At 72.1% G+C, this 24,818-nt stretch carries 20 protein-coding genes, 1 tRNA gene and 1 pseudogene; 7 read left to right on the top strand and 15 right to left on the bottom strand.

The genetic code is table 11. The annotated features are described in order from the left end of the window. Positions 1-216 precede the first annotated feature (216 nt). Positions 217-1,014 (bottom strand): SDR family NAD(P)-dependent oxidoreductase, encoded by a 798-nt coding sequence (locus tag EST54_RS11065; protein WP_129247429.1) that lies wholly within the window; start codon positions 1,012-1,014, stop codon positions 217-219. Further along, positions 1,011-2,354, bottom strand: coding sequence for an enolase C-terminal domain-like protein (locus EST54_RS11060; RefSeq protein WP_129247428.1), 1,344 nt, complete (start codon positions 2,352-2,354; stop codon positions 1,011-1,013). Before EST54_RS11060 ends, EST54_RS11065 begins: the two co-directional genes overlap by 4 nt. A 271-nt stretch (positions 2,355-2,625) precedes the next feature. Between EST54_RS11060 and EST54_RS11055 the strand changes: the two genes are divergently transcribed. Beyond that, positions 2,626-3,753, top strand: coding sequence for a PAC2 family protein (locus EST54_RS11055; RefSeq protein WP_129247427.1), 1,128 nt, complete (start codon positions 2,626-2,628; stop codon positions 3,751-3,753). 77 nt (positions 3,754-3,830) lie between these two features. Here the strand turns inward: EST54_RS11055 and EST54_RS11050 are convergent, their stop codons facing one another. The 5 genes from EST54_RS11050 to EST54_RS11030 all read right to left on the bottom strand — a co-directional run bounded on the left by EST54_RS11050 (position 3,831) and on the right by EST54_RS11030 (position 10,694). Then, the gene (locus EST54_RS11050; protein ID WP_129247426.1) at positions 3,831-6,887 is read right to left on the bottom strand and encodes an NPCBM/NEW2 domain-containing protein; all 3,057 of its coding nucleotides are present in this window, start codon (positions 6,885-6,887) and stop codon (positions 3,831-3,833) included. A 141-nt stretch (positions 6,888-7,028) separates the two neighbouring features. Further along, complete coding sequence (gene mshC, locus EST54_RS11045; RefSeq protein ID WP_129247425.1) at positions 7,029-8,258, bottom strand: cysteine--1-D-myo-inosityl 2-amino-2-deoxy-alpha-D-glucopyranoside ligase; 1,230 nt, start codon at positions 8,256-8,258, stop codon at positions 7,029-7,031. A gap of 148 nt (positions 8,259-8,406) precedes the next feature. After that, on the bottom strand, positions 8,407-9,321 hold the full coding sequence (locus EST54_RS11040; protein ID WP_129247424.1) for an SCO1664 family protein: 915 nt from the start codon (positions 9,319-9,321) through the stop codon (positions 8,407-8,409). Continuing rightward, positions 9,285-9,875 carry a DUF3090 domain-containing protein gene (locus EST54_RS11035; protein WP_129247423.1) on the bottom strand — a complete coding sequence of 197 codons (591 nt, stop codon included), beginning with the start codon at positions 9,873-9,875 and terminating at the stop codon, positions 9,285-9,287. The genes EST54_RS11040 and EST54_RS11035 overlap by 37 nt, the downstream gene beginning before the upstream one ends. 120 nt (positions 9,876-9,995) lie before the next feature. Then, positions 9,996-10,694 carry a histidine phosphatase family protein gene (locus tag EST54_RS11030; RefSeq protein WP_129247422.1) on the bottom strand — a complete coding sequence of 233 codons (699 nt, stop codon included), beginning with the start codon at positions 10,692-10,694 and terminating at the stop codon, positions 9,996-9,998. 59 nt (positions 10,695-10,753) lie between these two features. Between EST54_RS11030 and corA the strand changes: the two genes are divergently transcribed. Beyond that, a complete protein-coding gene (corA, locus tag EST54_RS11025; RefSeq protein WP_129247421.1) occupies positions 10,754-11,749 on the top strand; it encodes a magnesium/cobalt transporter CorA in 996 nt (331 codons plus the stop codon). A 36-nt stretch (positions 11,750-11,785) separates the two neighbouring features. Here corA and EST54_RS11020 read toward each other — a convergent pair whose 3' ends face one another. Both EST54_RS11020 and EST54_RS11015 read right to left on the bottom strand, forming a co-directional pair. Further along, entirely contained in the window at positions 11,786-12,574 is a 789-nt protein-coding gene (locus tag EST54_RS11020; RefSeq protein WP_129247420.1) for a ferritin family protein, read from the bottom strand. A gap of 311 nt (positions 12,575-12,885) precedes the next feature. Next, positions 12,886-13,941 carry an LLM class F420-dependent oxidoreductase gene (locus tag EST54_RS11015; RefSeq protein WP_129247419.1) on the bottom strand — a complete coding sequence of 352 codons (1,056 nt, stop codon included), beginning with the start codon at positions 13,939-13,941 and terminating at the stop codon, positions 12,886-12,888. Positions 13,942-14,068: 127 nt separating this feature from the next. Here EST54_RS11015 and EST54_RS11010 point away from each other — a divergent pair, with 127 nt between their 5' ends. Then, entirely contained in the window at positions 14,069-15,052 is a 984-nt protein-coding gene (locus EST54_RS11010; RefSeq protein ID WP_129247418.1) for an aldo/keto reductase, read from the top strand. Then, positions 15,049-17,622, top strand: coding sequence for a helix-hairpin-helix domain-containing protein (locus EST54_RS11005; protein ID WP_129247417.1), 2,574 nt, complete (start codon positions 15,049-15,051; stop codon positions 17,620-17,622). Before EST54_RS11010 ends, EST54_RS11005 begins: the two co-directional genes overlap by 4 nt. A gap of 135 nt (positions 17,623-17,757) precedes the next feature. Here the strand turns inward: EST54_RS11005 and EST54_RS11000 are convergent, their stop codons facing one another. After that, on the bottom strand, positions 17,758-18,432 hold the full coding sequence (locus EST54_RS11000; RefSeq protein WP_093482372.1) for a hypothetical protein: 675 nt from the start codon (positions 18,430-18,432) through the stop codon (positions 17,758-17,760). 47 nt (positions 18,433-18,479) lie between these two features. Here EST54_RS11000 and EST54_RS10995 point away from each other — a divergent pair, with 47 nt between their 5' ends. Next, positions 18,480-18,668: a DUF5703 family protein gene (locus EST54_RS10995; RefSeq protein WP_006607658.1), complete on the top strand. Its 189-nt coding sequence runs from the start codon at positions 18,480-18,482 to the stop codon at positions 18,666-18,668. 87 nt (positions 18,669-18,755) lie between these two features. Here EST54_RS10995 and EST54_RS10990 read toward each other — a convergent pair whose 3' ends face one another. The 3 genes from EST54_RS10990 to EST54_RS10980 form a co-directional block, all read right to left on the bottom strand. Next, positions 18,756-19,559 carry a chaplin gene (locus tag EST54_RS10990; protein ID WP_129247416.1) on the bottom strand — a complete coding sequence of 268 codons (804 nt, stop codon included), beginning with the start codon at positions 19,557-19,559 and terminating at the stop codon, positions 18,756-18,758. Positions 19,560-19,732: 173 nt separating this feature from the next. Then, the gene (locus EST54_RS10985; RefSeq protein ID WP_129247415.1) at positions 19,733-19,966 is read right to left on the bottom strand and encodes a chaplin; all 234 of its coding nucleotides are present in this window, start codon (positions 19,964-19,966) and stop codon (positions 19,733-19,735) included. Positions 19,967-20,108: 142 nt separating this feature from the next. Continuing rightward, entirely contained in the window at positions 20,109-21,434 is a 1,326-nt protein-coding gene (locus tag EST54_RS10980; protein WP_129247414.1) for a M20/M25/M40 family metallo-hydrolase, read from the bottom strand. Positions 21,435-21,665: 231 nt separating this feature from the next. On the opposite strand from EST54_RS10980, the gene EST54_RS10975 reads away from it, so the two are divergent. Continuing rightward, positions 21,666-21,750, top strand: a tRNA-Leu gene (locus EST54_RS10975). A gap of 49 nt (positions 21,751-21,799) precedes the next feature. Next, positions 21,800-22,720, top strand: a complete 921-nt coding sequence (locus tag EST54_RS35335) for a DUF1003 domain-containing protein (RefSeq protein ID WP_239012195.1) — start codon at positions 21,800-21,802, stop codon at positions 22,718-22,720. Between the two features lie 310 nt (positions 22,721-23,030). Here the strand turns inward: EST54_RS35335 and EST54_RS35330 are convergent. Together EST54_RS35330 and EST54_RS10960 are read right to left on the bottom strand one after the other, a co-directional pair. Continuing rightward, a pseudogene (locus EST54_RS35330) lies at positions 23,031-23,234 on the bottom strand (hypothetical protein); the annotation flags it as partial. Between the two features lie 338 nt (positions 23,235-23,572). Then, a complete protein-coding gene (locus EST54_RS10960) occupies positions 23,573-24,598 on the bottom strand; it encodes an alcohol dehydrogenase (protein WP_129247413.1) in 1,026 nt (341 codons plus the stop codon). Between the last annotated feature and the right edge of the window lie 220 nt (positions 24,599-24,818).

The raw sequence follows: 24,818 nt of genomic DNA, 5'->3' as shown, positions 1-24,818 counted from the left end.
CCCCCGAAGGTGGAGGAGGGGGAGGGGGCGGGGGAAGCCCTGCGGGGTCGAAGCGGACGAGGCAATTCAGGTACGAGACGGTTCAAGCAGCGGACGCGGCGGCTCAGGTGACGAGGCGGTTCCGGCAGCGGACGAGCCGATCCAGGGAACGAAGCGGTTCGGCAGCGGACGAGGCGATCCAGGCGACAAAGCAGTTCACGCACCGGACGAGGCGATTCAGGTACCAGGCCGCAACCGCACCCCCTGCATCCCCCCGTCCACGGCGAGGGCCGTCCCCGTGATGCCGGAGGCCGCCGGGGACGCCAACGAGGCGATGGCGGCGGCCACTTCGCCCGCGGTGACCATCCGGCCCATCGGCTGGCGGGCGTGCAGGGCGGCGCGTTCGGCGGCCGGGTCGTCGGCCGCGGCCAGCAGCCGGTCGATCCACGGGGTGTCGGCGGTGCCCGGATTGACGCAGTTGACGCGGATGCCCTCGCGGAGGTGGTCGGCGGCCATGGCGAGGGTCAGCGAGAGGACCGCGCCCTTGCCGGCGGCGTACAGCGCGCGCTGCGGCAGCCCCGCGGTGGCGGCGATGGAACAGGTGTGGGTGATGGACACCCGGCCCGGGGCCCCGGCGGCGGTGCGGCGCAGCGCCGGGAGCGCGGCGCGGGCGCAGCGCACCAGGCCCAGCACGTTCACGTCCAGGACCCGGTGCCACTCCGCGTCGTCGTTGTCCTCGACGGTGCCCACGGCGCCGATGCCGGCGTTGCCGACGAGGGTGTGCAGGGCGCCGAGTTCGGCCACCGCCCGGGCGACGGCGGCCCGTACCGCGCCGTCGTCGGTGACATCGGCCCGGACCGGGATCGTCCCGGCGGGCGCCCCGGAGGGGTCCCGGTCCAGGACGGCGACCCGGGCGCCGCGGTCCCGTAGGAGCGCGGCGGTGGCCGCTCCGATGCCGGAGGCGCCGCCGGTGACGAGGGCGGCCATGCCCGTGAAGTCGGCCGGTGGTGGGCCGGTGTGCGGTGCGGCACTCATGCGGTGACCTCCTGTGCGTCGGGCCGGTCCGGCTGCGTGCGGCGGGCGCGCCACACGGGCCCGTCGGGAAAGCGGTAAGCGGTGAGCGAGGCGGGTTTCATCCGGGCCGAGAAGCCGGGCGCGGCCGGGGCGCGGTAGCGGCCGCGCTCGATGACGACCGGATCGCTGAAGTGGTCGTGCAGATGGTCGACGTACTCGATCACCCGGTCCTCGCGGGTTCCGGAGACCGCCACGTAGTCGAACATCGCCAGGTGCTGCACCAGCTCGCACAGCCCCACCCCGCCCGCGTGCGGGCAGACCGGTACGCCGTACTTCGCGGCCAGCAGCAGGATCGCGAGGTTCTCGTTGACCCCGGCCACCCGCGCCGCGTCGATCTGCACGAAGTCCACGGCGCCGGCCTGCAACAGCTGCTTGAAGACCACCCGGTTGGCGATGTGCTCCCCGGTGGCGACCTTCACGGGCTGGCCGGAGCGCACCGCGGCGTGCCCCAGGACGTCGTCCGGGCTGGTCGGTTCCTCGATCCAGTACGGGGCGTACGGCGCCAGCGCGGTCATCCAGCGGACCGACTCGGCCACGTCCCAGCGCTGGTTGGCGTCGACGGCGATCCGTACGCCGGGGCCGACCGCGTCCCGTGCGAGCCGCAGCCGCCGCCGGTCGTCGTCGAGGTTCGCGCCCACCTTCAGCTTGATCTGTCCGAAGCCGGCGGCCACCGCTTCGCGTGCCAGCCGCACCAGCGTGCGGTCGTCGTAGCCGAGCCAGCCCGGCGAGGTGGTGTAGGCGGGGTAGCCCTCGGCCTTGAGGCGGGCGGTGCGCTCGGCGCGGCCCGGTTCGGCGGCGCGCAGCAGGGCGAGGGCCTCGCCGGGGGTCAGGGCGTCGGAGAGGTAGCGGAAGTCGACGAGCGAGACGAGTTCCTCGGGGGTCAGGGTGGCCAGGAACTGCCACACCGGCAGTCCGGCGCGGCGGGCGGCCAGGTCCCAGGCGGCGTTGACCACCGCGCCGGCCGCCATCTGCATCACGCCCTTTTCGGGACCGAGCCAGCGCAGCTGCGAGTCATGGGTGAGGTCGTGGTGGAGTGCGGCGAGATCGGCGGCGGTGGCGGGCGCGGGGCGGCCGGTGAGGTGCGGTGCGAGCGACCGGATCGCGGCGGCCATGACCTCGTTGCCGCGTCCTATGGTGAAACAGAGGCCGTGCCCCTGCGGGCCGCCCGTGGTGCGGAGCACGACGTAGGCGGCGGAGTAGTCGGGGTCCGGGTTCATGGCGTCCGAGCCGTCGAGCCGGTCCGAGGTGGGGAAGCGGATGTCGTGGCAGTCGAGCGCGGTGAGGGTATCGGAACCGGCCATGCGCATGCCCCCTGAGATGTTGGGGAAGAACATCGGACCTTTCCGGGTCATCCGATGTATAGCCCTTCGCGCGAGACGACGTCCAGCCCCCGTACGGAAGTTGGACCGGCGGAGGGCAACGGACGCGCAAACAGATCGGATGAATCACTACCCCTTGCTGGAAAGGGGCTGCATACCGGCACCACAGAAGCCGTAGTCTTGGGATCGCACGCAAAGGAACTGCTGCCGGCGGCCGCCCCAGGCGGCCGGACCGGTCGGAAGGAGGCGCTGGGTGATCGAGCTCGAGGGGGTGCCCGAGCTGATCGACCCGGTCATGGTGGCCGCGTTCGAGGGCTGGAACGACGCCGGCGACGCCGCCTCCGCCGCGGTCGCGCATCTGGACCGGGAGTGGAAGGGCGAGGTCTTCGCCGCGCTCGACGCCGAGGACTATTACGACTTCCAGGTGAACCGTCCCACCGTCTTCCTGGACGGCGGCGTACGCAAGATCACGTGGCCCACGACCCGGCTCTCCGTCGTCCGCGTGGGCGACGCGAACGGCAAGGGGCGGGCGCGGGACCTCGTCCTGGTCCGCGGCATCGAGCCGAGCATGCGCTGGCGCTCGTTCTGCAACGAAATCCTGGGATTTGCCCATGAGTTGGGTGTGGAGATGCTGGTGGTGCTGGGCTCGCTGCTCGGCGACACCCCGCACACCCGCCCGGTCCCGGTCAGCGGCGTCACCTCCGACGCGGAACTCGCGCGCCGCATGGACCTGGAGGAGTCCCGCTACGAGGGCCCGACGGGCATCGTCGGCATCCTCCAGGAGGCGTGCACCCATGCCGGCGTCCCCGCGGTGAGCCTGTGGGCCGCGGTACCGCACTATGTGTCGCAGCCGCCCAACCCGAAGGCCAGCCTCGCCCTGCTCAACCGCCTGGAGGACCTCCTCGACGTCCGTATCCCGCTCGGCGAGCTGAGCGAGGACGCACGCGCCTGGCAGCTGGGCGTGGACCAGCTCGCCGCCGAGGACAGCGAGGTCGCCGAGTACGTCCAGTCCCTGGAGGAGGCGCGGGACACCGCGGATCTGCCGGAGGCGTCCGGCGAGGCCATCGCCCGCGAATTCGAGCGCTATCTGCGCCGCCGTGACCCGCAGTCCGGTCCCGGTGTGGCGACCGAGGGCGGGCTCGCCGACGGCCGCGACGGCTCCTTCCACCGCGATACCCCGAGCGGCCGCACCCGCCCGCCCCGCCCGGTGCCCAAGGAGCCGCGCGAGCCCCGACCCGGCGACGACCCGGGCAGCGGCCCCACGGACCCGGGCCACGACAAGAACGCCATGGACTCCGCGGACGAGTCCGATCCGTCCGGCGGTGCGGGCTCCGCCGACTCCGCGAAGCCGGAGGACGGCCCGGAGGACAGCGGGCGCTGACCGGTTCGCCAGGGCGCCGGACCGGCCGTCACGCCGGTCCGGCGCCCTGCGTGCGCTCCCCCGGACGGGGGCCGCGCTCACCGCGCGCAGTGGAAGCGCGCCCCCGCCCAGTCGCCGTGATCACCGGACTTCTTGCCGTCCGTATCGGTCACCTTGAGCCGGACGTGCCGGGCGCCGCCGAGCGGTACGTCCACCGGCACCGGCGCCGACGCCCCGGTCAGCTTCGGTGAGGTCCACAGCACCTTGCCGTCCGCCTCCACCGAGAAGGCGACCTCGCCGTAGTCGGCGATCTCGTCGTCGATGCCCACGTCCGCGGTGACGGACATGCAGCGCCCGCCGGTGAAGAACTCCAGGTCCGAGTCGGCGTGCGCGCCGATGCCCTTGGCGTAGGTCTTTCCGGCGAGGGTGAGCGGAGCGCCGTCCGTCGCCCCCGACTCGCCGTTGCTGCGGTCGCGTTCGGCCGGACCGTAGCCGTTGGCCGCGCTCAGCCACTCCAGATCGCTCGCCCAGGTGTCCCCGGCGGGCGCCGGCGGCACGGCCCGTACCTCGAACCGGTGCACCGCCGTCCGCCACGCACCGGCCGCGCGGTAGCGGACGGTCGCGGTGACGGTGACCGGGTCCGCGCCGGCGGCGTCCCGGGGCGCGGTCAGGGTCAGCGTCTCGTGCTGGGTGGCACCGGCCGCAATCCGCCGGTGGTGCACCGGCGCCGAGGTGGTCCAGCCCCTGGGTGCGGACAGCGTCACCGAGACGTCCTGGGCGTCCCGGGTGCCGGCGGTGACGGCGGCCCGTACGGCCGTCGGTGCGCCCTTGGTCACCTCCTGGCCGCCGGGCGTGGCAACGACGGCCGGGGCGCCCGGGGTTCTGCCGCCGACGGCGCTCGCGCCCTTGAGCGTCAGGGCGAAGGCGCGACCGGTGGTGCGGGAGGCGGTCTTGACCTGTACGACGCCCGCGCGGTCCGCGGGGTCGTAGCGCCACCCCTCGTCCGCCGCCCGGAACGCCCGCGCGGACGGGAGCCGCTTCAGCGGCCGCCCGGCCAGCTCGACGGCGCGCGGGGCGTCGCCGGTGTGCACGGTGAAGCGGTAGGGCCGGGCGGTCTGCTTGCCGTGGAATTCACCCCGCAGGGCGCCGACGTCGATCCGCACGTCGCCGCCGCCGGAGCGCGGCGCCGCCACCCGCACCTGCTGGGTGGCGCTGCCGCCCCGCCGGTGCGCGCGGGTGACGCCGTCGTCCTCGTAGAGCGTGAACGAGGAACGGCCCTGCGGATAGACGTCCCAGGCGAGCGGCGAGTGTGCGGTGCGGTCCTGATACGACCTGATGCCCGGCCACATGGGGACGGCGGCCCCGGCCTTGACGAACAGCGGCAGGGTGTCCAGCGGAGCGCTGTAGCCGTTGACGGTCGTCGGGCCCCGGTAGGTGCGCCCGGACCAGTAGTCGACCCAGGTGCCCTTCGGCAGATAGATGCCGTCGCGGGTGTCGCTGTCCCGGTAGACGGGCGCGACGAGGAAATCCTGCCCGGAGAGGAATTCGTACTTCGCGGCGTCGGTGCCGGCTTTCGGGTCACCGGGATATTCGAGCGCCAGCGGACGCACCGGACCGACGCCGGTGCGGGTCGCCTCCGCCGCGTACGAGTACATGTAGGGCAGCAGCGATTCCTTCAGTTTCAGATATCTGCGGTTGATGGAGGTGTAGGGCTCGCCCTGGCGATAGGGCTGTTTGTCACTGGCGGCCCAGCCGTCCATCGTCATCATCGCCGGGAGGAAGGATTTCCACTGCAGATCGCGGACGTAGGTTTTGGGGCTGCCGCCGAAGATGCCGTCCACATCGCCGGTCGTATAGGCGAGTCCGGACATGGTGGCGCCGGCATAGGTCGGAATCTGCCAGCGGATGTAGTCCCAGCTGCCGCTCTGGTCACCGGACCACTGGACGCCGCAGCGCTGGGCGCCCGACCAGCTCTCCGGGGCCCAGGTGAAGCCCCGCGCGTCGCTGTTGTCCTCGATGCCTCGGTAGGCGTCCTTGCAGCCGTCCAGGGCGAATTTGTAGCCGTCACCGACCCAGGCGACGTCGAGTTTCGCGATCCGCTGGCCCGCCTTCACCTGGTCGGCGAGTTTGGCGATACCGTCCTCGGTCCACAGCCCGAGCTTCATCTTCCTCTCGCCCAGCCCCTGTGAGGTCTCGGCGAGATGCTCATAGCCGCAGCCGTAACCGTCGTTGACCAGCATCCAGCCATTGGGCAGATCGTTCTGCGGATAGCCGTCGGCGACCTTCAGGGCGTCGAGAGTATGCCGCTCACCCCGGTTGGCATTGTGCAGATAGCAGTCCGAATCGCCGATCTCCAGCCCGTACAACGGTGGCAGAAAGGGCTTTCCGGTCAGTGCGGTGTACTGGCCGATGACGTCCTTGGCACTCGGCCCGGCGAAGTAATAGGCGTCGAAGCGCCGTTCCTGCGCGCTGGTCGTCACCGGGTCCTGGAAGGCGTAGGTGTTGGGCGCGTAGGTGTTGCGGAAGACGCCGTAGCCGGCGGAGGAAAGGTAGAAGGGGACCGAGTTGGGGTGACCGCCGTCGTCCCAGTGGTAGTCCACCCCGACCTCGGTGGTGTGGCCGCGGTGGGAGGTGTTGCCGCGGCCGTTCTGCATGCCGGCGCCGTAGAACTGCTCACCGGCGCCGCGCGCGAGGGTCTGGGTGGTGGTCTTGTCGTCCCAGCTCAGCCCCTTCGTCTCGGACCACACCAGCGAGCCGTCGGCCCGCCGCAGCTCGAAGCGCAGCGGCGCCTTGAAGGCCTTCAGGGTGACCTGGGAGGTGCTGAGTTCGTAGGCGTCGCCGGTGTCCCGCCAGCGGGTGGCGGGCGGCGCGCCCTGGGGCAGCACGATGTCCTTGCCGGTGGGGTCGGAGAAGGTGCCATCGGGGGCGAGTTCGAGCCGGAAGGTACGGGGGGTGACGAAGCTGACGCGGGCCTCGGCCCGGCCGGCGTGCAGATGGTAGACGGGCCCGTCCGCCGCGAAGCCGGTGATGTCGCCGACGGTCTGTGCGGGCGCCCGGCCGTCGGCCCGTACGCTGCCCGCCGGCCCCGCGACCGTCATCGCGAGCCCGAGCAGCGCGGCAACGACCGCCGCCCGCAGTCCTGTTGGTGTCCTCATGACCGCAAGCTCTAGTCCGCCCGCGGGGCGCGCCACCATGGACTCTTGCGGCGGGCTGCTGGATTTCCGGGCGCGCCGCAGATGAGCAGGGGCGCTTTCACCGGTCGGCGAAAGCGCCCCTGAGGACGGAGCGGACGGGTGTTACAGGGCCACGCCGAGGAGGGCGTCGACCGCACGGGAGACGAGGCCGGGTGCGCCCTCGTCCGTGCCGCCGTCGGCCTGCTGGGCGGCGACCCAGCGGTCCACGGCTGCCAGCGCGGCCGGGGAGTCCAGGTCGTCGGCGAGCGCCGTACGGATCTCCTCGACCAGGGCGTCGGCGGACGGGCCGTCGGGACGGGAGACGGCGGCACGCCAGCGCGCCAGCCGCTCCACGGCCTGCTCCAGCACGGCGTCGGTCCACTCCCAGTCGGCGCGGTAGTGGTGGGCGAGCAGCGCCAGCCGGATCGCGGCCGGGTCGGTGCCGTCGCGCCGCACCGTGGAGACGAAGACGAGGTTGCCCTTGGACTTGGACATCTTCTGGCCGTTCAGGGCCACCATCCCGGCGTGCACGTACGCCTTGGCGAACGGGTGCTCACCGGTGAGCGCCTGGGCGTGCGAGGCGCCCATCTCGTGGTGCGGGAAGGCGAGATCGGAGCCGCCGCCCTGGACGTCGAAGCCCATGCCGAGGTGGTCCAGGGCGATGGCGACGCACTCGATGTGCCAGCCGGGCCGGCCGCGGCCCAGCGAGGCGCCGTCCCAGCTCGGCTCGCCGTCGCGGGCCGCCATCCACAGCATCGGGTCGAGCGGGTTCTTCTTGCCCTCCCGCTCCGGGTCGCCGCCGCGCTCGGCGGACAGCAGCCGCATCGCCGCGGCGTCCAGCCCGGAGACCTCGCCGAAGTGCGGGTCGGACGCGACGGAGAAGTAGATGTCACCGTCCAGCTCGTAGGCGGCACCGGCGTCGCGCAGCCGCTCCACCAGCGGGACGATGCCGGGTATCGACTCGACCGCGCCGATGTAGTGGCGGGGCGGCAGCATCCGCAGGGCCGTCATGTCCTCGCGGAAGAGGGCGGTCTCGCGCTCGGCGAGCGCCGTCCAGTCGTCGCCGGTGGCCACGGCCCGCTCCAGCAGCGGATCGTCGACATCGGTGACGTTCTGCACGTAGTGCACCTGACGCTTCGTGTCGAGCCACACGCGCTGAACCAGGTCGAACGCGTTGTAGGTCGCCGCGTGCCCCATGTGGGTGGCGTCGTACGGCGTGATGCCGCAGACGTAGATACGGGCGACGGGACCGGGGTCGAGGGTTACCCGTCCGCCGGTCGCGGTGTCGTGGATCCTCAGGTCGCGGCCCTGGCCGGGCAGGGCGGGGACCTCAGAAGCGGGCCATGCATGCATGCCATGAGCGTAACCGGACGCAAGTTCCGCATACGAACCGACCAGGACTCTTGGCCGGAAAGGCGGTCTTGTGTTCGACGGACGGACGTGCAAGCCGGACGGACGGGCACAGGAGAGGCCCGGCGTCACCGCCCGGTGGCCGCCCGGTTCAGACGGGCGGCCAGGGGATGGCGGGCCAGTCACCGCTCGGCTCCGGGTGCCGGCCGCCGCGCAGCAGCCCGGCCACCCGCGCGCGCAGCGCCGCGGCCTCGCGGTCCGTGATCAGTTCGGCCAGTCGGGCGGCGAGCGGCCGGCCGTCCGCCAGCGCCGTGTCCAGCTCCCGCAGCGCCGCCAGCGCCTCCTCGGTCAGCGGCTCCCCCGCCCACCCCCACAGCAGCGTGCGCAGCTTGTCCTCGGCATGGAACGTCACGCCGTGGTCGATGGCGAAGAACTCCCCGCCGGCGCCGGGCAGCAGGTGTCCGCCCTTGCGGTCCCCGTTGTTGATCACCGCGTCGAGCACCGCGAGCCGCCGCAGCCGCGGATCGTCGGCGTGCACCAGCAGCGCCGTACGGCCCTCGCCGGTCTGCGCGAAGCCGACCGCCTTCCAGCCCGGCCCCGGCTCCTCGTCCTCGATCAGGGCGAGCAGCTCGGGCACCTCGTCGTCGCTCTCCGGCGGCTCGATCCACTCCTGGACCATGCCGGTGCCGTACGGGCCGTCCCGCAGCACCGTCGGAGGGATCAGGTCCCAGCCGCAGGCCCGGGAGATCTCGTACGCGGCCACCTCACGCTGGGCGAGCGTGCCGTCGGGGAAGTCCCACAGCGGGCGCTCGCCGGCGACCGGCTTGTAGACACACGCGGCGGCGGTGCCGTCGTACGCGACCGTGCAGTAGAGCACGGCGTTGGACGCCTCCTGGATGCGGCCGCGCACGGTCAGCTCCCCCTCGGCGAGGAGGACGTCGCGCGGGCCCGTGACCGGTGGCGGCGCGGCCTGCGGAGCGGCGGGAGAGGGCAGCGGGGCGGCCGGGTGGGCGGCGGGCTCCATGGCGCTCAGGCGTCCCGTCGGTATCCGTTCTGGCGCGGGCATACGTGTCCCTCCGGGTCGAGCGGCAGGCTGCACAGCGGGCACGGCGGGCGGCCGGCGTTGACGACCTCCAGCGCCCGCTTGGCGAATGCCCTGGCCATGGTGCCGGTGAGGCGGACCCGCAGCATCGGCGGGCCGTTCTCGTCGTCCTGGAGCAGCCGCTCCTCGGCGTCGGCGAGGTCCTCGTCGCTGTCCGCGTCCAGCTCGACCAGGGCCTGGGCCTCGACGATCATCCGCTCGTCCTCGCCGTCCCAGGCCAGCGCCATCGTGCCGACCCGGAATTCCTCTTCGACCGGCGATTCCAACGGGGCGGTGTCGGACAGCTCGGCGGGCGACACCGCGGGCACCGGCGCGTTGCCGCCGCTGCGCCGTACGACCTCGTCCAGCAGCTCGTCGATCCGCTCGGCGAGGGCTGCGACCTGGGTCTTCTCCAGGGCGACGCTGGTCGTGCGGCCGGCCGCGGTGGCCTGGAGGTAGAAGCTACGGCGGCCAGGCAGCCCGACCGTACCGGCCACGAAGCGGTCCGGCGCGTCGTAGAAGAACACCTGACGGGACAACGTCCTGCTCCGATTGCTCGACTGCGGGGTCACTGCGGTCGCTGCACGTCCTGCGGTCACTGCGCGGATCGCAGGGGCGTGGCGGGCAGCGCCGTCGCACCACCCTACTGCGCCGACTGATCACGCTGCTCCCGCACCACCACCGACGGCCGCGTCCCGGTAGGCCGCCGCGCTGCCCCCGTCCTCCCGGGGCGCGAGCGATCCGAAGTCACCGGTGTCCCCGAGCCGTACGAGGTAGGGGCGCAGCCGCGTGTAGCGGATCGCGGTGACCGAGCAGGGCTCCACGGAGATCCGCTGGAACAGGTCGAGGTGCATGCCCAGGGCGTCGGCGACCAGCGCCTTGATGATGTCACCGTGCGCACACATGGCGTAGGTCGCCTCGGGGCCGTGCGCCTCCTCGATCCGGGCGTTCCAGTCGCGTACCGCGTCCACCGCCCGCGCCTGCATGGCGCGCAGCGACTCGCCGCCGGGGAAGGCCGCCGCGGACGGGTGCCGCTGGACGACCTCCATCAGCGGCTCGTCGCTCAGCTCGGCGAGTTTGCGGCCCGACCAGTCGCCGTAGTCGCACTCGTTGATCCGGTCCTCGATGTGCAGGGTGAGCCACGGCCGGGCGTCCAGCAGCGGCCCCATGGTCTCCCGGCAGCGCTGCAGCGGGCTGGAGACGACGGCGGTCAGCGGCACCTGCGCGAGGCGGGCGGGCAGCGCGGCGGACTGGGCGGCGCCGCGCTCGTCGAGGGCGACTCCGGGCGCCCGCCCGGCGAGCACCCCGGCGGTGTTGGCGGTGGAGCGGCCGTGCCGCACCAGGATCAGCGTGGGCATGACCGCCAGCCTACGTTCCGCGGTCGCCTTTCTGGCAGGTGGCCGGGCGAGGGGCGAGAATGCCAGATGTGATCGTGGACTGCGCCATCTACCGGGAAGGCCGTCGCAACGAGTGCGCGACGGACTTCTCCGATGCCCTGCATGCGGCGCGGGCCGAGGGACATTCCTTCCTGTGGCTGGGGATGTACGAGCCGACGGAGGAGGAGTTCGCACTCGTCAGGTCCGAGTTCGCGCTGCATCCGCTGGCGGTCGAGGACGCCCTCAAGGCACACCAGCGGCCCAAGCTGGAGGTCTACGACGATTCCCTGTTCATGGTGCTGAAGCCGGTCACCTACGACGACCGGGCGGACACGGTGACCGCTTCGGAGCTGATGGTCTTCGTCGGCGACTCGTTCGTGGTGACCGTCCGCCACGGGGAGGCCAGCCCCCTGACCGCGGTACGGCACCGGCTGGAGGAGCACCCGGAGATCCTGCGGCACGGCCCGGGAGCGGTGCTGTACGCGGTCAGCGACGCGGTGGTGGACCACTACATCGAGGTGGCGGCCGAACTCCAGGTGGACCTGGAGGAGTTGGAGGCGGAGGTGTTCGCTCCGGTGCGCGGCCAGGACACCCGGAACACCGCCGCCGAGATCTACGCCTTCAAGCGCGAGGTGCTCGAATTCCGCCGGGCGACCGGCCCGTTGGCGGAGCCGATGGCCCGGCTGCAGAACCCCGGGGTGCCGTTCGTCCATGACCACGCCCGCCCGTTCTTCCGCGATGTCGAGGACCACCTCACCCGCGCCAACGAGTCGGTGGAGGGCCTGGACCGGCTGCTCTCGGACATTCTCGCCGCCCATCTCGCGCAGATGGGCGTACGGCAGAACGACGACATGCGCAAGATCTCTTCCTGGGCGGCGCTGGCGGCCGTCCCCACGCTGATCGCCGGCATCTACGGCATGAACTTCCACGACATGCCGGAGCTGCAGTGGCACCTGGGGTATCCGGTGATCCTGGGGCTGATGGTCGTCATCGAGGTGTCGCTGTACCGGCTGTTCAAGCGCCGCGGCTGGCTGTGACGCCGGGGAGCCTCCCGGCGCCTCCGGGCGGGAGGCTCAGGCGAATTCCGGTGCCGAGGCCGCCGGCCCGCCCAGCGCGTCTCGCTGCTCGGGCATCTGGAGGCTGACCATCCGCCGCCAGCCGCCCAGCCGCTCATAGGCGTACATCGCCCGGATCCCGGTGGCGAGCGCGGCGGACTTCGCCTTCGGCCACGACAAGATGCGGCCCATGTGGTCCATCACGGCCAGGCTGACGTCCCGGTAGATGGCGATCTCGGCACGGGCACACTCGTGCAGGATGCGCTGGATGGTCCGGCCGTGCCCGGCGCCGGCCAGCCGCAGCAGCTCCTCGTGGCAGTAGGCGAGGTGGTTCGCCTCGTCATGGCCGATCATCCGGATCGCCTTGCCCACCTCGGGGTGGTCGCCGAAGTACCGGGTGAGCATCTCCATCTGGTCGGCGGCGCGCTGTTCGGTGACCCGGCTGTGGGCGAGGTAGGTGATGATGTCGTGCTCGGTGAGCGGCTCGTTGCGGCGCAGCTTGTCGTGCGCCAGACCGATGCCGTGCCGCTCCAGCAGGGCGGTGTAGTCGGTCTCTTCGGGGACCGTGGTGGGCGTCAGGCCGCGCCGGCGCATCAGGGCGTGGAAGATCCGGCCGTGTTTGTCCTCGTCGGCGCCGTGCCGGCTGACCTTGGGCGCCAGCGCGCGCATGGAGACCGGGATCAGCGCGGCGATCCGGCCGTTCTCCCAGCCGCCCTGGGCCTCGCCGCTCGCCGCGATGGAACAGAACAGTCGGTAGGAGTCGTCGTTGTCGACGATCTCCTGGAACAGGCTTCGGGCCGAGAACATCTGCGCCACCTCCGAACGGACACACCCGCAAAGAACGAGTCAAGTGGGGTGTTCCGTGGGCGGCAACCGCAGTCACGGGCCCTTGGCCCGTTCGGGCGGCAGCCGCCCCCGTGGCGGGCGTAACCAGCCTGCCCGCCACCGCGTTGTGCAGCGCGACGGTCGTGGCGGGGAGGTTCCCCCGAGCCCCCACCACGGCCGCTGCGTATGTCCGGTCCGGCGTCATGGCGCCGGACCGTGACGGGACGGGCCGAGCGGCCCCCGCGCAGACCCGGCGCCCCTGAGGGACCAAGGCCTGATCCAAACGACAGACCCTACGCCAGTCCGGCGCGCTCCAGGGCCTCGATGCCCGCCCGCAGCGACGCCAGCCGGTCCTCCAGGGCGAAGCCCGCCGGGGCCAGCGACAGTGTGGTCACGCCCGCCGCCGCGTAGGCCTGCATCCGCTCCGCGATCCGCTCGACGGAACCGAGCAGCGTGGTCTGGTCGATCAGCCGCTCCGGGATCGCGGCGGCGGCGCCCTCCTTGTCGCCGGACAGGTACCTGTCCTGGATCTCGGCGGCTTCCTTCTCGTACCCCATGCGCCGGGCCAGCTGGTTGTAGAAGTTCTGCTTCGGGCTGCCCATGCCGCCGACGTACAGGGCGGTGTACGGGCGGAAGATGTCGGCCAGCGCGCTGACGTCCTTGTCCGCGCCCACGGCCAGCGGCAGCGTCGGACAGATGTCGAACCCGTCCAGCGTCTTGCCCGCCTTCTCGCGGCCGGCGCGGAGGTGGGTGAGCGCGGTCTCCTCCAGATGCTCGACGGCGGGGAAGATCAGCAGCGCGCCGTCGGCGATCTCGCCGGTCTGCTCCAGGTTCTTCGGACCGATCGCGGCGATGTAGAGCGGGATGTGCTCGCGCTGCGGGTGCACGGTGAGCTTCAGCGGCTTGCCGGGGCCACCGGGCAGCGGCAGGGTCCAGTGCTCGCCCTCGTAGGACAGCCGCTCGCGGGTCATGGCCTTGCGGACGATGTCCACGTACTCCCGGGTGCGGGCCAGCGGCTTGTCGAACTTGACGCCGTACCAGCCCTCGGAGACCTGCGGCCCGGAGACGCCCAGGCCCAGCCGGAAGCGGCCGCCGGAGAGCGAGTCCAGGGTCGCGGCCGTCATCGCGGTCATGGCGGGCGCGCGCGCCGGGATCTGGAAGATCGCCGAACCGATGTCGATGCGCTCGGTCTGGGCGGCGACCCAGGAGAGGACCGTTGCGGCGTCGGAGCCGTAGGCCTCGGCGGCCCAGCAGACGGAGTATCCGAGGCGGTCGGCTTCCTGCGCCACCGCGAGATTGTCGGAATCCATCCCGGCGCCCCAGTAGCCGAGGTTGATGCCAAGCCTCATGCCGCTCCCCTTACCGATCGGTAACGTCGCTGTTCCGGGGACTGTAGCGCGCGCCTGCGCCGGCCGTCATCGGCGGGTTGTCCACAGGTCCCCTGATCCTCGCGCGCGGCCAGTAATCTCAAGGCTCATGGAGCAAAGGCACCTCGGCCGTACGGGCCTGCGCGTGACCCGCCTCGGGCTCGGCACCCTGAACTGGGCCCGCGACACGGACGAGCAGGAAGCCGCCGACCAGCTCAAGGCGTTCTGGGAGGCCGGCGGCACCCTCGTGGACACCGCCGACATCTACGCGGACGGCGCTGCCGAATACCTCCTGGGCCGGCTGATGGAAGAGCTCGTGCCGCGCGCCGATCTGGTGATCGCGACCAAGGCCGGCAGCGTCCTGGAGGCGGACCGCCGGGTCGACTGCTCCCGGCGCCATCTCCTCGCCGCCCTGGACGCGTCCCTGGAGCGGCTGGGCACGGACTACGTCGACCTCTGGCAGCTGCACGCGTTCGATCCGCACACGCCGCTGGAGGAGACCCTGGCCGCCCTCGACCTCGCCGTCAGCAGCGGCCGGGCGCGCTATGTGGGGGTGTCGAACTTCTCCGGCTGGCAGCTCGCCAAGGCCGGCACCTGGCAGCTCGCGGTGCCCGGTGGGCGCCACCGCCTGGCGAGCACACAGATGGAGTACTCCCTGCTCCAGCGCGGCGTGGAGCGGGAGGTGCTGCCCGCGGCGCTCGATCTCGGCATCGGCCTGCTGCCGTCGTCGCCGCTGGGCCGCGGTGTGCTGACCGCCAAGTACCGCCATGGGACCCCGGCCGATTCGCGCGGCGGCTCGGATCACATGGCGCCGTTCGTCGCGCCGTATCTCGACGAGACGGCCCGCCGGGTCGTGGACGCGGTCGCCACCGCCGCCGACGGACTGGCCGTCACCCCGCTCCAGGTCGCGCTCTCCTGGGTCCGCGACCGTCCCGGAGTGACCGCGCCGATCCTCGGCGCCCGCACAGCACAGCAGCTCAGCGCGGCATTGTCAGTGGAGGCCCTTAGTCTTCCTGACGAGATCCGCCGGGCGCTGGACGATGTATCGGCTCCGGTGCACCACTACCCCGATCAGGACTGGAGCACGCTGTGAGTACCGACCGCCCCGCCGGCGACACCCCGCCCGAGCAGGAGGCCGCGCCCGGGACCGCGGATGCCCAGACGCCCGGCGCCGCGGCGGCGCCGGGCGGGAAGACGGAGGCCGCGGCTCCGAGCGGAGAAGCCCCGGCCGGTGCGGCGCGGGACACCGCGGCGTCCGGATCTGCCCAGGCGACCGCCGCGGCGCTGGCCGCGGCGGTGCGGGCCGTGGAGAGCGGCGAGCGCTCGGCCGCCTCGTTCTTCAACGACGCCCCGCGCCCGGCCAAGCCGGCCGCGCCCGCCGGCCGGGGGCCCGCCCAGGGCGCCCCGTCGCCCGGCAGCCCTGCCCCCCAGGCTCCCCAGGGCCGCCCGGCCGGCCCGGCCCCGGAAGGGGCCCGGCAGCAGCCCGCCCCCGAGGCCGGCGTCCCGGCCCGTCCTCCCGTCGTGGACGGCGGCGCCACCGGACCGGCCGCCGGGGCAGCCGCCCGCACCGGCCCCACCGGCCCCGCAGCGGCCCCCGGCCCGGCGGCGTACGCGCCCGGAGCCGAGGGCGTACGGCAGGTCCTCGCGGCCGGCGGCGCCCCCGAGACGTTGGCGGACCGGGCCGCCGAGGTGCTCGGGGAGCGGGCCGCCGAGGCGCTGCGCGAGGACCCCTGGCAGCTGCTCGCCGTGCCCGGGGTCCGCCCCGAGCAGGCCGACGGCTTTGCCCGCGCACTGCTCGGCCCCGCCTGCGGGCCGGGCGACGAGCGGCGCGCCCAGGCCCTGGTCGGCTGGCTGTTGGAGCAGGCCGCCGTCGCGGGGCACTCCGCGCTGGAGGCATCCGCGCTGCGCGCGTCGCTCGCCCAGCGCGCGGTGCCCGACCCCGATGACGCCCTGCAGACCGCCATCGCGGACGGTGCCGTGCTGGTCTTCCAGGACGCCATCGAGGAACCGGGCAGGCCACGTCCCGTCACGGACGAGGACGGGGAGGAAGCGCAGCCGGTCCGGATCCTGCTCGGCCTGGACCGGTTCGCGATGGCCGAGGAGAGCGTCGCCGACGGGCTGGCGCGGCTGCTGAACACCTTCGCAGCGGCTGCCGGGCCGGAGGACCGCCCGGCGGACGGCCCGGCTCCGGACGAGGACGCCACGGCTGAGGACGCCACAACTGCCGAGGACACCACGGCCGAACCGGAACCGGCACCGGCACCGGCAGCCGACGAGGAGCGCCCGGCCGCGCCGACCGACACCACCCCGGCTGCCGACACCGACAACGGCACCGGGGCCGGGGCGGCGGCCGTCCGTCCCTCCGACCACGCCAACGGCACCCCACACGACACCACCGACGACACCACCACCGCCGCCCGCCCCGTCCGTCCCTCCGCCGCCGAGTGGGAGGCCGCGGCGGCCGCCGCACCGTCGCCCTCCGCCGCGGAGCTCATCCGCTCCGCCGCCCACAGCGGCCTGGTGGCACACACGGGCGCCGAGGCGGCCCGCGCCGAACCGGCCGCGCTGCTCGCCGCGGCCCGCTCGCTGGGCCTGCGGGCCTTCGGCGCCACGCATACCGAGAACGGCCGCCGGCGCCTGGCCGGCGACCTCACCGAGTGCGCGCCCGGCGCCACGGCCGTCGACACGGCCGCCGTGACCGTGTCCGCCCTGCTGTCCGGGCAGCAGGGCCCCGGGCGGGACGCGGACGGCGCCCTCGCGCTCGATCTGCTGGTGGTGCTGGACGCCCCGCAGCTGGATCTGGAGACCGCCGCGCTGCTCGTCGAGTCGCTGCCCGACGGGACCCGGCTGGTGCTCAGCGGCGACCCGGGCGTCCTGTGGTCGGCCGGTCCCGGCCGGCTGTTCGCCGATCTGCTCGCGGCCCGCTTCTGCCCCCAGGTCGCCTCCCGTACCCCGGACTTCGGCCCGATCGGCGAGCTGGTGTCCGGCATCGGCATCGGCGAGTTGAGCCAGGTCGAAGCGCCCGGCAAGGAGGTGGTGATCGTCCCGGCACGGGATGCCGGGGAGGCGGTGCACCGCACCGTCCAGCTGGTCGCGGACTCCGTGCCCCGGGCGCTGGGTGTCCCCGCGGACCGGACCCAGGTCATCACGGTCGGCCACGGCGGCGCGGCCGGCACCCGTGCGCTGAACGCCGCCCTCAAGGAGCGGCTCAACCCCGGCCCCGGCCGGTTCGGCGGCTTCGACCCCGGCGACCGCGTGGCCTACGCCCCCGCACCCGGCCGTACGGTGCCCGGCACGGTCACCGGCGCGGACGCGGCCGGGCTGCGGCTCGACTGCGACGGCGCCGCGGTCGTGGTGCCGCGCGAGCAGGTCGGCGCGGGAGCCGTACGCCACGGCTGGGCGCTCACCGCGCACCAGGCGGCCGGGATGCGCTGGCCCGCCGCGGTGGTCGTGCTCCCCGGGGATGCCGCCGGCGGCCTGACCCGCGCCTGGGTCTACACCGCCTTCAGCCGCGGCGAGCGCCATCTGTCGGTGGTCCAGGGCGTCGACCAGGCCCTGCCCAGGGCGGTCGCCGAGGTGCCCGTCAAGGAGCGCACCACCCGGCTGCGCACCCTGCTCCAGCAGAGCGTGCAGACCACGCAGGAGCCGTCGGCGGCCGACTGAGCCCGGCCCGCCGGCGCCCCGTACGCCCACTGCCCCGGCGGTCGGCAGGATTCCGCCGACCGCCGGGGCAGCGTCGTACCCGGGGTCGTACCCGGGTCGGAGTGCGGCGCCACGGCAGCGCACCCCGACCCGGACTCACCGCTCGTGGTCGAGCGGCTCCATCAGATCGTCGTCGCCGAGTTCCTCGTCGAAGACCGCGCTGACATCGAAGCGGCAGACGACCCGCTGGGGATCCGCCTGGTCGAAGGGGGCGGACAGCCACTCCCCCGGCTCGGCCGGGTCGTCGCCGGCCGCCACCCACAAGGTGGAATCGCCCTCCTCCAGGCCGAACTCCTTGTGCCGGGAGGCGATCTCGTCCGGTTCGAACTCGCCGAACAGCACACCGAGCGCGGCATGCACGCTGGTGCCGACGACCGCGGCGGCGTCGGCACCCCCGCCCGCGGCCTCGTCGGCGGCGTCCGGATCAAGATCGGCGATGCGCTGTGCCTGGTGCAGCAGCCGCTGCGGTTCGGCGACGGTGTAGTCGCGCCGGATCAGCACGCTCAGCGCACTTGGCTCCTCCGGGCCCGCATAGGCGGGCAGCGCGTCGCTTCCGGGGATCTCGAAGGGGGTGACCTCGTCGTAGGTGTCGTACAGCAGCTCGTCATAGACCTCAGCCGCCGCGGCGAGCTCGTCGAACGCGGCGTAGACAGCCGGATCATCCTGCCCCGAGCGGCGTTCGACCGCGTCGAGGTGACGGTCCAGCGCGGCTTTGACCGCCTCGGCGGCGGCACGTACCTCGGCAGCGGAAGGCTGCGCAGCATCAGACATAGTGCAGACGCTATCCGTACCGGGGCCGGTCCCGCACAATAGATGCGATGCCGGAATACGAATTCTGCGATGTGTATGTGCCCCGGGGAGTGTCCCGGAAGGCCGCCACACGCCTGCTGACCGACCATGCCGAGTACGGACACTGGGAGTTGGACCGCCTGCGTCTGAATCCCGACGGGAGCCGCAAGGTACGCCTGCGCCGCCGGATCATCCGGCAGCTCCGCGCCACGTGGTGACCGCCGGCGGCGGATGAGGACAGCAGAGCGGGCCCCGCCGAGGCGGGGCCCGCTCCGTCGTGCGCCTGGTGCGCTATCCGCGGCCGGTCACCGGCGTGCGGCGCGCGCCCGACGGTAGAGCACGGCGCCCCCGAGCAGCAGCCCGGCGCTGGCCGGCACCGCGTACCCGATCGACCCCGCGCCGGTGTGCGCGAGGTGCCCGACGGGCTTGGCGGGCTTGGCCGGCGTCACGTGCGGGGTGTGACCCTCGGTCGGCGGGTGGACACCCGGCGTGTGCGGGGTGTGCTGGCCCGGGGTGTGCGGCGTCGACGGGTGCTCCGGCGTGCCCGGGTGATGGGGCCTGCCCGGGTGCTCCGGCGTGCCGGGGTGGTGCGGCTTCCCCGGGTGGTGCGGCTTGCCCGGGTGGTGGGGCCTGCCGGGGTGCTGCGGTACACCCGGTCCGGTCGGCGTCTCATTGGCGCAGTGGTTGCCGAAGGCCGGGTTCAGCGCCCCGCCTCCCGAGACCTGGTTGCCGCAGGCGTTCACCGGAACGTCGACCGGGGCCTGGACGTTGTTGCCCGACACGATGCCCGGCGAGTTCGACGCCTGGCCGGCCGCGCCGGCACCGCCGCCGCCACCGTGGTGGTGGACGCCGTGGTGGGCGCCACCGCCGCCGTTGGCGCAGCGGTTGCCGAACGCGGGGTTGAGCAGCCCGACGACATTGACGGTGTTACCGCAGGCGTTCACCGGTACATGGACCGGGACCTGAACATTGTTGCCGGATCCCACACCGGGCGAGTTGGCCGCGCCTCCGGCGGCTCCCGCGTCGGCGTGTGCATAGCCGGCGGCCAGGGCGAGTACGCCACTGGCGGCCGCCGCGGTGATCAGGCCCTTTCGTGCGACCTGTCTCATAGGTTGTTCCCCTGCCTAGTGCCTTACAGGAATACGGACGAGTGGCGAACCTCGAAAAGGTTCACCCGTCCGCCTAAATCCTCAGCGGCTCCGGAATACGGGAAACGCCTTCCGGAACTGGACTGAGTCGGACCCTTACGGGTGCAAGTACAACGCCAAAGGACGTCGGAAAGTCACTTGTTGACGCAGTTCTCGCCGAAGGAGGGGTTCATCAGGCCGACCACGGAGACCGTGTTGCCGCAGGCGTTCACCGGAACGTGCACCGGCACCTGGACGGTGTTGCCGGACACCACGCCAGGGGAGTTCAGCGCCGCACCCTGCGCACCCGAGTCCGCAACGGCCAGGCCCGCACCGGCGAGCACGACACCACCGGCCAGTGCCGCAGCAGCGGCGACCTTCTTGATCATTAGTCCTCCTTGTAGGCAATACGATCCCAGCCGCGGACCGCACACACTGCAACGAAGAAAAGGCCGTTGAAGCTACGAACACATCAGTGCGTTCACTCGTTTCAGCGAACGCGGCGCGAAAGGCGGGAAATCCGCGCCGAATTCAGCTCTGGTCGATGAATCGATCGAGCACCCGCACCCCGAACTTCAGTCCGTCCACCGGCACCCGCTCATCGACACCGTGGAACATTCCCGCGAAGTCCAGCTCCGGCGGCAGCTTCAGCGGGGCGAAGCCGAATCCGCGGATTCCGAGATCGTCGAAGGACTTGGCGTCCGTGCCCGCGGAGAGCATGTACGGCACGGCCCGTGCGATCGGGTCCTCGGCCTGCAGCGCCGACTGCATCGCCTCGACCAGCGCACCGTCGAAGGTGGTCTCCAGCGCCTTGTCGGCGTGCACGTCCTCGCGCTTGACCCGCGGGCCCAGGATCCGGTCCAGGTCGGCCAGGAACTCCTCCTCGTAGCCCGGCAGGAACCGGCCGTCGACATGCGCGGTGGCCTGTCCGGGGATGACGTTGACCTTGTAGCCGGCGCCCAGCTGGGTCGGGTTGGCGGTGTTCTTGAGCGAGGCGCCGATCAGCTTGGCGATGCCGCCGAGCTTGGCCAGGGTCTCGTCCATGTTCTCCGGGTCGAGTTCGGTGCCCAGCGCGTCCCCGAGCTGGTCGAGGAAGGACCGCAGCGTCTTGGTCACCCGGACCGGGAACTCGTACCGGCCCAACCGGCCGACCGCCTCGGACAGTTCGGTGATGGCGTTGTCCTTGTGGATCATCGAACCGTGACCGGCGTTGCCGTCCACGGTCAGCTTCATCCAGTGCATGCCCTTCTGGGCCGTCTCGATGAGATAGAGCCGCACCTGCTCGTTGACGGTGAAGGAGAAGCCGCCGACCTCGCTGATCGCCTCCGTGACGCCCTCGAAGAGGTGCGGGTGGTGATCGACGAGATAGCGCGCGCCGTAGGTGCCGCCCGCCTCCTCGTCCGCGAGGAACGCCAGCACGATGTCACGCGGGGGCTTGCGCCCGGTGCGCAGCCGGTCGCGGACGACGGCGAGCGTCATCGCGTCCATGTCCTTCATGTCGACCGCGCCACGGCCCCAGACGCACCCGTCGGCGATCTCGCCGGAGAAGGGGTGGTGGGTCCAGTCGTCGGCGTTGGCCGGTACGACGTCGGTGTGGCCGTGGATGAGCAGCGCGGGCCGCGAGCGGTCCTCGCCCTCGATGCGGGCGACGGTCGAGGCGCGGCCCTTGTGGGACTCGAAGATCTGCGGCTCCAGGCCGACCTCGGCGAGCTTCTCCGCGACGTACTCGGCGGCGGCCCGCTCACCCGGGCCCGAGTGGTCGCCGTAGTTGCTGGTGTCGATCCTGATCAGATCGCGGCACAGATCGACGACCTCGTCCTCGCCGGTGACCGTACGGCCCGACTGCGACTCGCTCACGCTGCCTCCTAAGGGTTCACGGCCGCGTCACGCGCCCCCGGAGAGCGCGGCCCGCGGCGGGGTCCACCGCCATCCTCCACCCGCCACCGTCTGTGCCCAAGGGCGCAATACTCCCGACATGCCCTGGTCACAGCCCCGCGGCCGGCCAACAGTGCGGGTGATCGACCACCCGCCAGGGTTTGCTATTGTTTTCCACGTCGGAACGGCCGAGGCCGCACCGGCAGACACCTTGTCCGGGTGGCGGAATGGCAGACGCGCTAGCTTGAGGTGCTAGTGCCCTTTATCGGGCGTGGGGGTTCAAGTCCCCCCTCGGACACTCGAATACGCACATCAGCGGGTTGTGACCGTACGGTCACAACCCGCTGATGTGCGTGGTACTCCAGCTCAAGGCCGAAATCGGCGTAGAGCGGGGCTTCGTCTTCCGGGACGGCGGCCGGGAGCCGGTCGGCCATGTCTCCGACGGTCTTGATCATGTGGTGGACCTGTTCCTCGGTGAGGACGTCCCGCTGAGCGTCCGACGCGGCGGCGAGCCGTTAGCGGGCGGCTGTCTGCTCGTTCTGGGCGGCGGTGATCCAGCCGGCCACGACCGCGGGGTCGGCTCCGCCATCCAGCGCGGCGCGGTATCGGTCGATGCGTCCATTTGTCTCGGTGATGGTCCGCCGTGCGGCTTCCAGGGCGGGGGCGTGAGGAACCTCGGGGCGGGTCCTCAATCCACCGGCCCCGATGTCAACTCGCCGAGGCGATCGCTCTTCCGTCGACGCCGCCCGCAGCGCGTGCAGGATGACGGCATGACGTCCCATCACGGCGGTCCGACGGGCGGTCCTTGGCCTCGCCCCGTCATCCGTCTCCCCCATGAGCAGGACCTCTTCGCCCGTGGGCGCGGTGCGCAGGACCACATCGCGGACGCGATCACCGCTTTCGCGGGGTCCATGGCCTTTGTGTATGTGCACATGGTGTGGTTCGCCGGCTGGATCATGATCAACGAAGGGCTCTTCGGCCAGGCCGCGGTCTTCGACCCCTACCCCTTCGGGCTACTCACCATGATCGTCAGTCTTGAGGCGATCTTCCTGTCGACGTTCGTCATGGTCAGCCAGAACCGTCAGGCCGCGCGCGACACGATCCGCGCCGATCTCAACTTCGAAGCCAGCGTGCGTTCGGAGGTCTGGTCGACGAACTTGGGGCGCGCCCTGGGCCTGAACCCCGAAGAAATCGAGCGGCAGACACAGGAGCTCATCGCGACAAGCCGGGTCAAGATGAACGACGAGATGGGACGACCTCAGGCCTGAGCGTTCGTACGCGGCAGGAGCACGTACGCGCGTGATAGAGCCCGGCAGTGCATTGGGGAGTGCCGCTGCTTGAGGCGGCTGGTGCAGCGCAGCACGATGAACAGCCGTACCCATGCCCCGTCGACGCCCACGTGCGCAGCTGGTTGTACACGCGCCACCAGTTGACGCATTGGCGGGCAGGCTTCCCGTGGCCGGCCGGTCTGGAGTTCCAGACGATTGCGTCGATCACCTGATGGTGATGACGTCAGCCCGCTCCGCTTCGGTATCCGATCCAGAAGCAACGACTCTTCATGCCCTTTGCGCAGAGCAGTCAGCTCTCCGGAATGCGTGGGGCGCTCGTCCCCTCACCTGACCCACGGCGCGCTCGGACACTTTGCGCGAGTGCCTCGCTCTTCCGATGCGCCCGGGCCGTGGCCATCAGACCGTCCAACGCGGCCCGGGTCCGCACGAGTTCGTCGATGTGCTCGGAGAGCCGGTTGCGTTTCTGTGCCATCCGCTCAAGAGCGGCATCGAAGGGCGCGGGCAAGCAACACCTGTACGAGGTGCCGCCCCTGGCCGTCGGCGGATGGCCGAGTCGGATTCCGAGGGCGGCCCGCTGGCGACGACTCTCTCTCCCCCCCGACTCCGAGGTCCCCACTCTGCAACTGTCGTGGAACGAACCCCGTGACGCCGTCTGGGACCACCGGGCGAACGTGGTGGTGGCCCGGCTCGCCGACCCGCCCAGCCCTGACAGGTACTCCGCGGAAGGTCAGTTGCCACCCCTGAGCTGAGTGGGGCGGCAACGAAACGAGAGGCGCCGGGGCTCCGGGCCGTGTGGCTCCGCGGTGCACGGCCGGACGTGGGTCGGGGACGTCAGCGGGTGGTGAGCACCATCCGGAAGCGGGCGGCGCCGGACAACATCTTCTGGTAGGCCTCGTCGGCCTGGTCGAGCGGCACGGCCTCGATCATGGGGCGGATCCCGTGCAAGGCGCTGAACGCCAAGGTGTCCTGCACGTCCTGCGCGGTGCCGGACGGGTGGCCGCGGACGGTCCTGCCGCTCATGATCAGCTGAGCCGGGCTGATGCCCAGCGGGGCAGGGTCCACGCCGATGACCACCAGTTCGCCGCGGTGGGAGAGCCCGTCCACGGTCGCCGTGATGGCGTCGGAGTCGGGGGCGGTGGCCAGGACAACCCTGGCGCCGCCGAGGGCCTGCAGAGCGTCGGCAAGAGGAATGTCCGCCGTGCTGTCGATGTAGTGGTGCGCGCCGAGTTGCTTGGCGAAATCGGCCTTGGCGGCTCCGCGGGCGATGGCCACGGTCTCGAAGCCCATCGCGGCCGCATACTGCACCCCCAGGTGGCCGAGGCCGCCGATGCCGAGTACGGCGACCAGGTCGCCCGACCGTGCGGAGCTGCGCCGAAGCCCGTTGTACGTGGTCACTCCCGCGCATGCCAGGGGCGCCGCATCGGTCGCGGTCAGCCCGTCGGGGATCCGAGCCAGGGCATCCGCCGGCGCGATCACGGACTCGGCGTACCCGCCGTCGTACGCCCATCCGGGGACCTTGAGGTTCTCGCACACGATGAAGTCGCCCTGTCTGCACGGCGTGCAGTGGTGGCAGCTGCCGCCGAACCAGCCCACCGCCACCCGGTCACCCACCTGCCGGCCGTGGTCCTGCATTCCCTCGCCGAGCGCCTCGATGCGGCCGGCGATCTCATGCCCGGGAACCAGAGGAAACCGCACACCGGGGAACGCATCGTTCACGAAGTAGACGTCGCTGTGGCAGATCCCGCAGGCGTCCACGGCCACCCGTACGTGCCCGGCACCCGGCCGCTGCACCTCACGGTCGACGATCTCGAACGGACTGCCGGCAGCAGGGACCTGAGCGACTCGGTAGGTGCTCATCTCGATCTCTCCGGGGTATCTGTACGAGGGCCCCTCCACCCAGCACACCAGCTCCGGCCGCATCACGCACGCCGAAAGAGATCAGGTGAACGCCCAGCGACGCCGGGTAATCAAACCCTCCCTCACCAGTGCGTTCTCGGGGATGGAGGTCTCTGTGGCGCATGGCGAACCTGCGCCGGGGAAACGCCCCGTGGGCCTTGTTCATCGTCCAGACTCTCGG

It is taken from the genome of Streptomyces sioyaensis, assembly GCF_004122735.1.
GTDB lineage: Bacteria > Actinomycetota > Actinomycetes > Streptomycetales > Streptomycetaceae > Streptomyces > Streptomyces sioyaensis.
The sequence above is the reverse complement of the archived record's forward strand: the minus strand, read 5'-3'. Positions and strand labels throughout refer to the sequence as shown.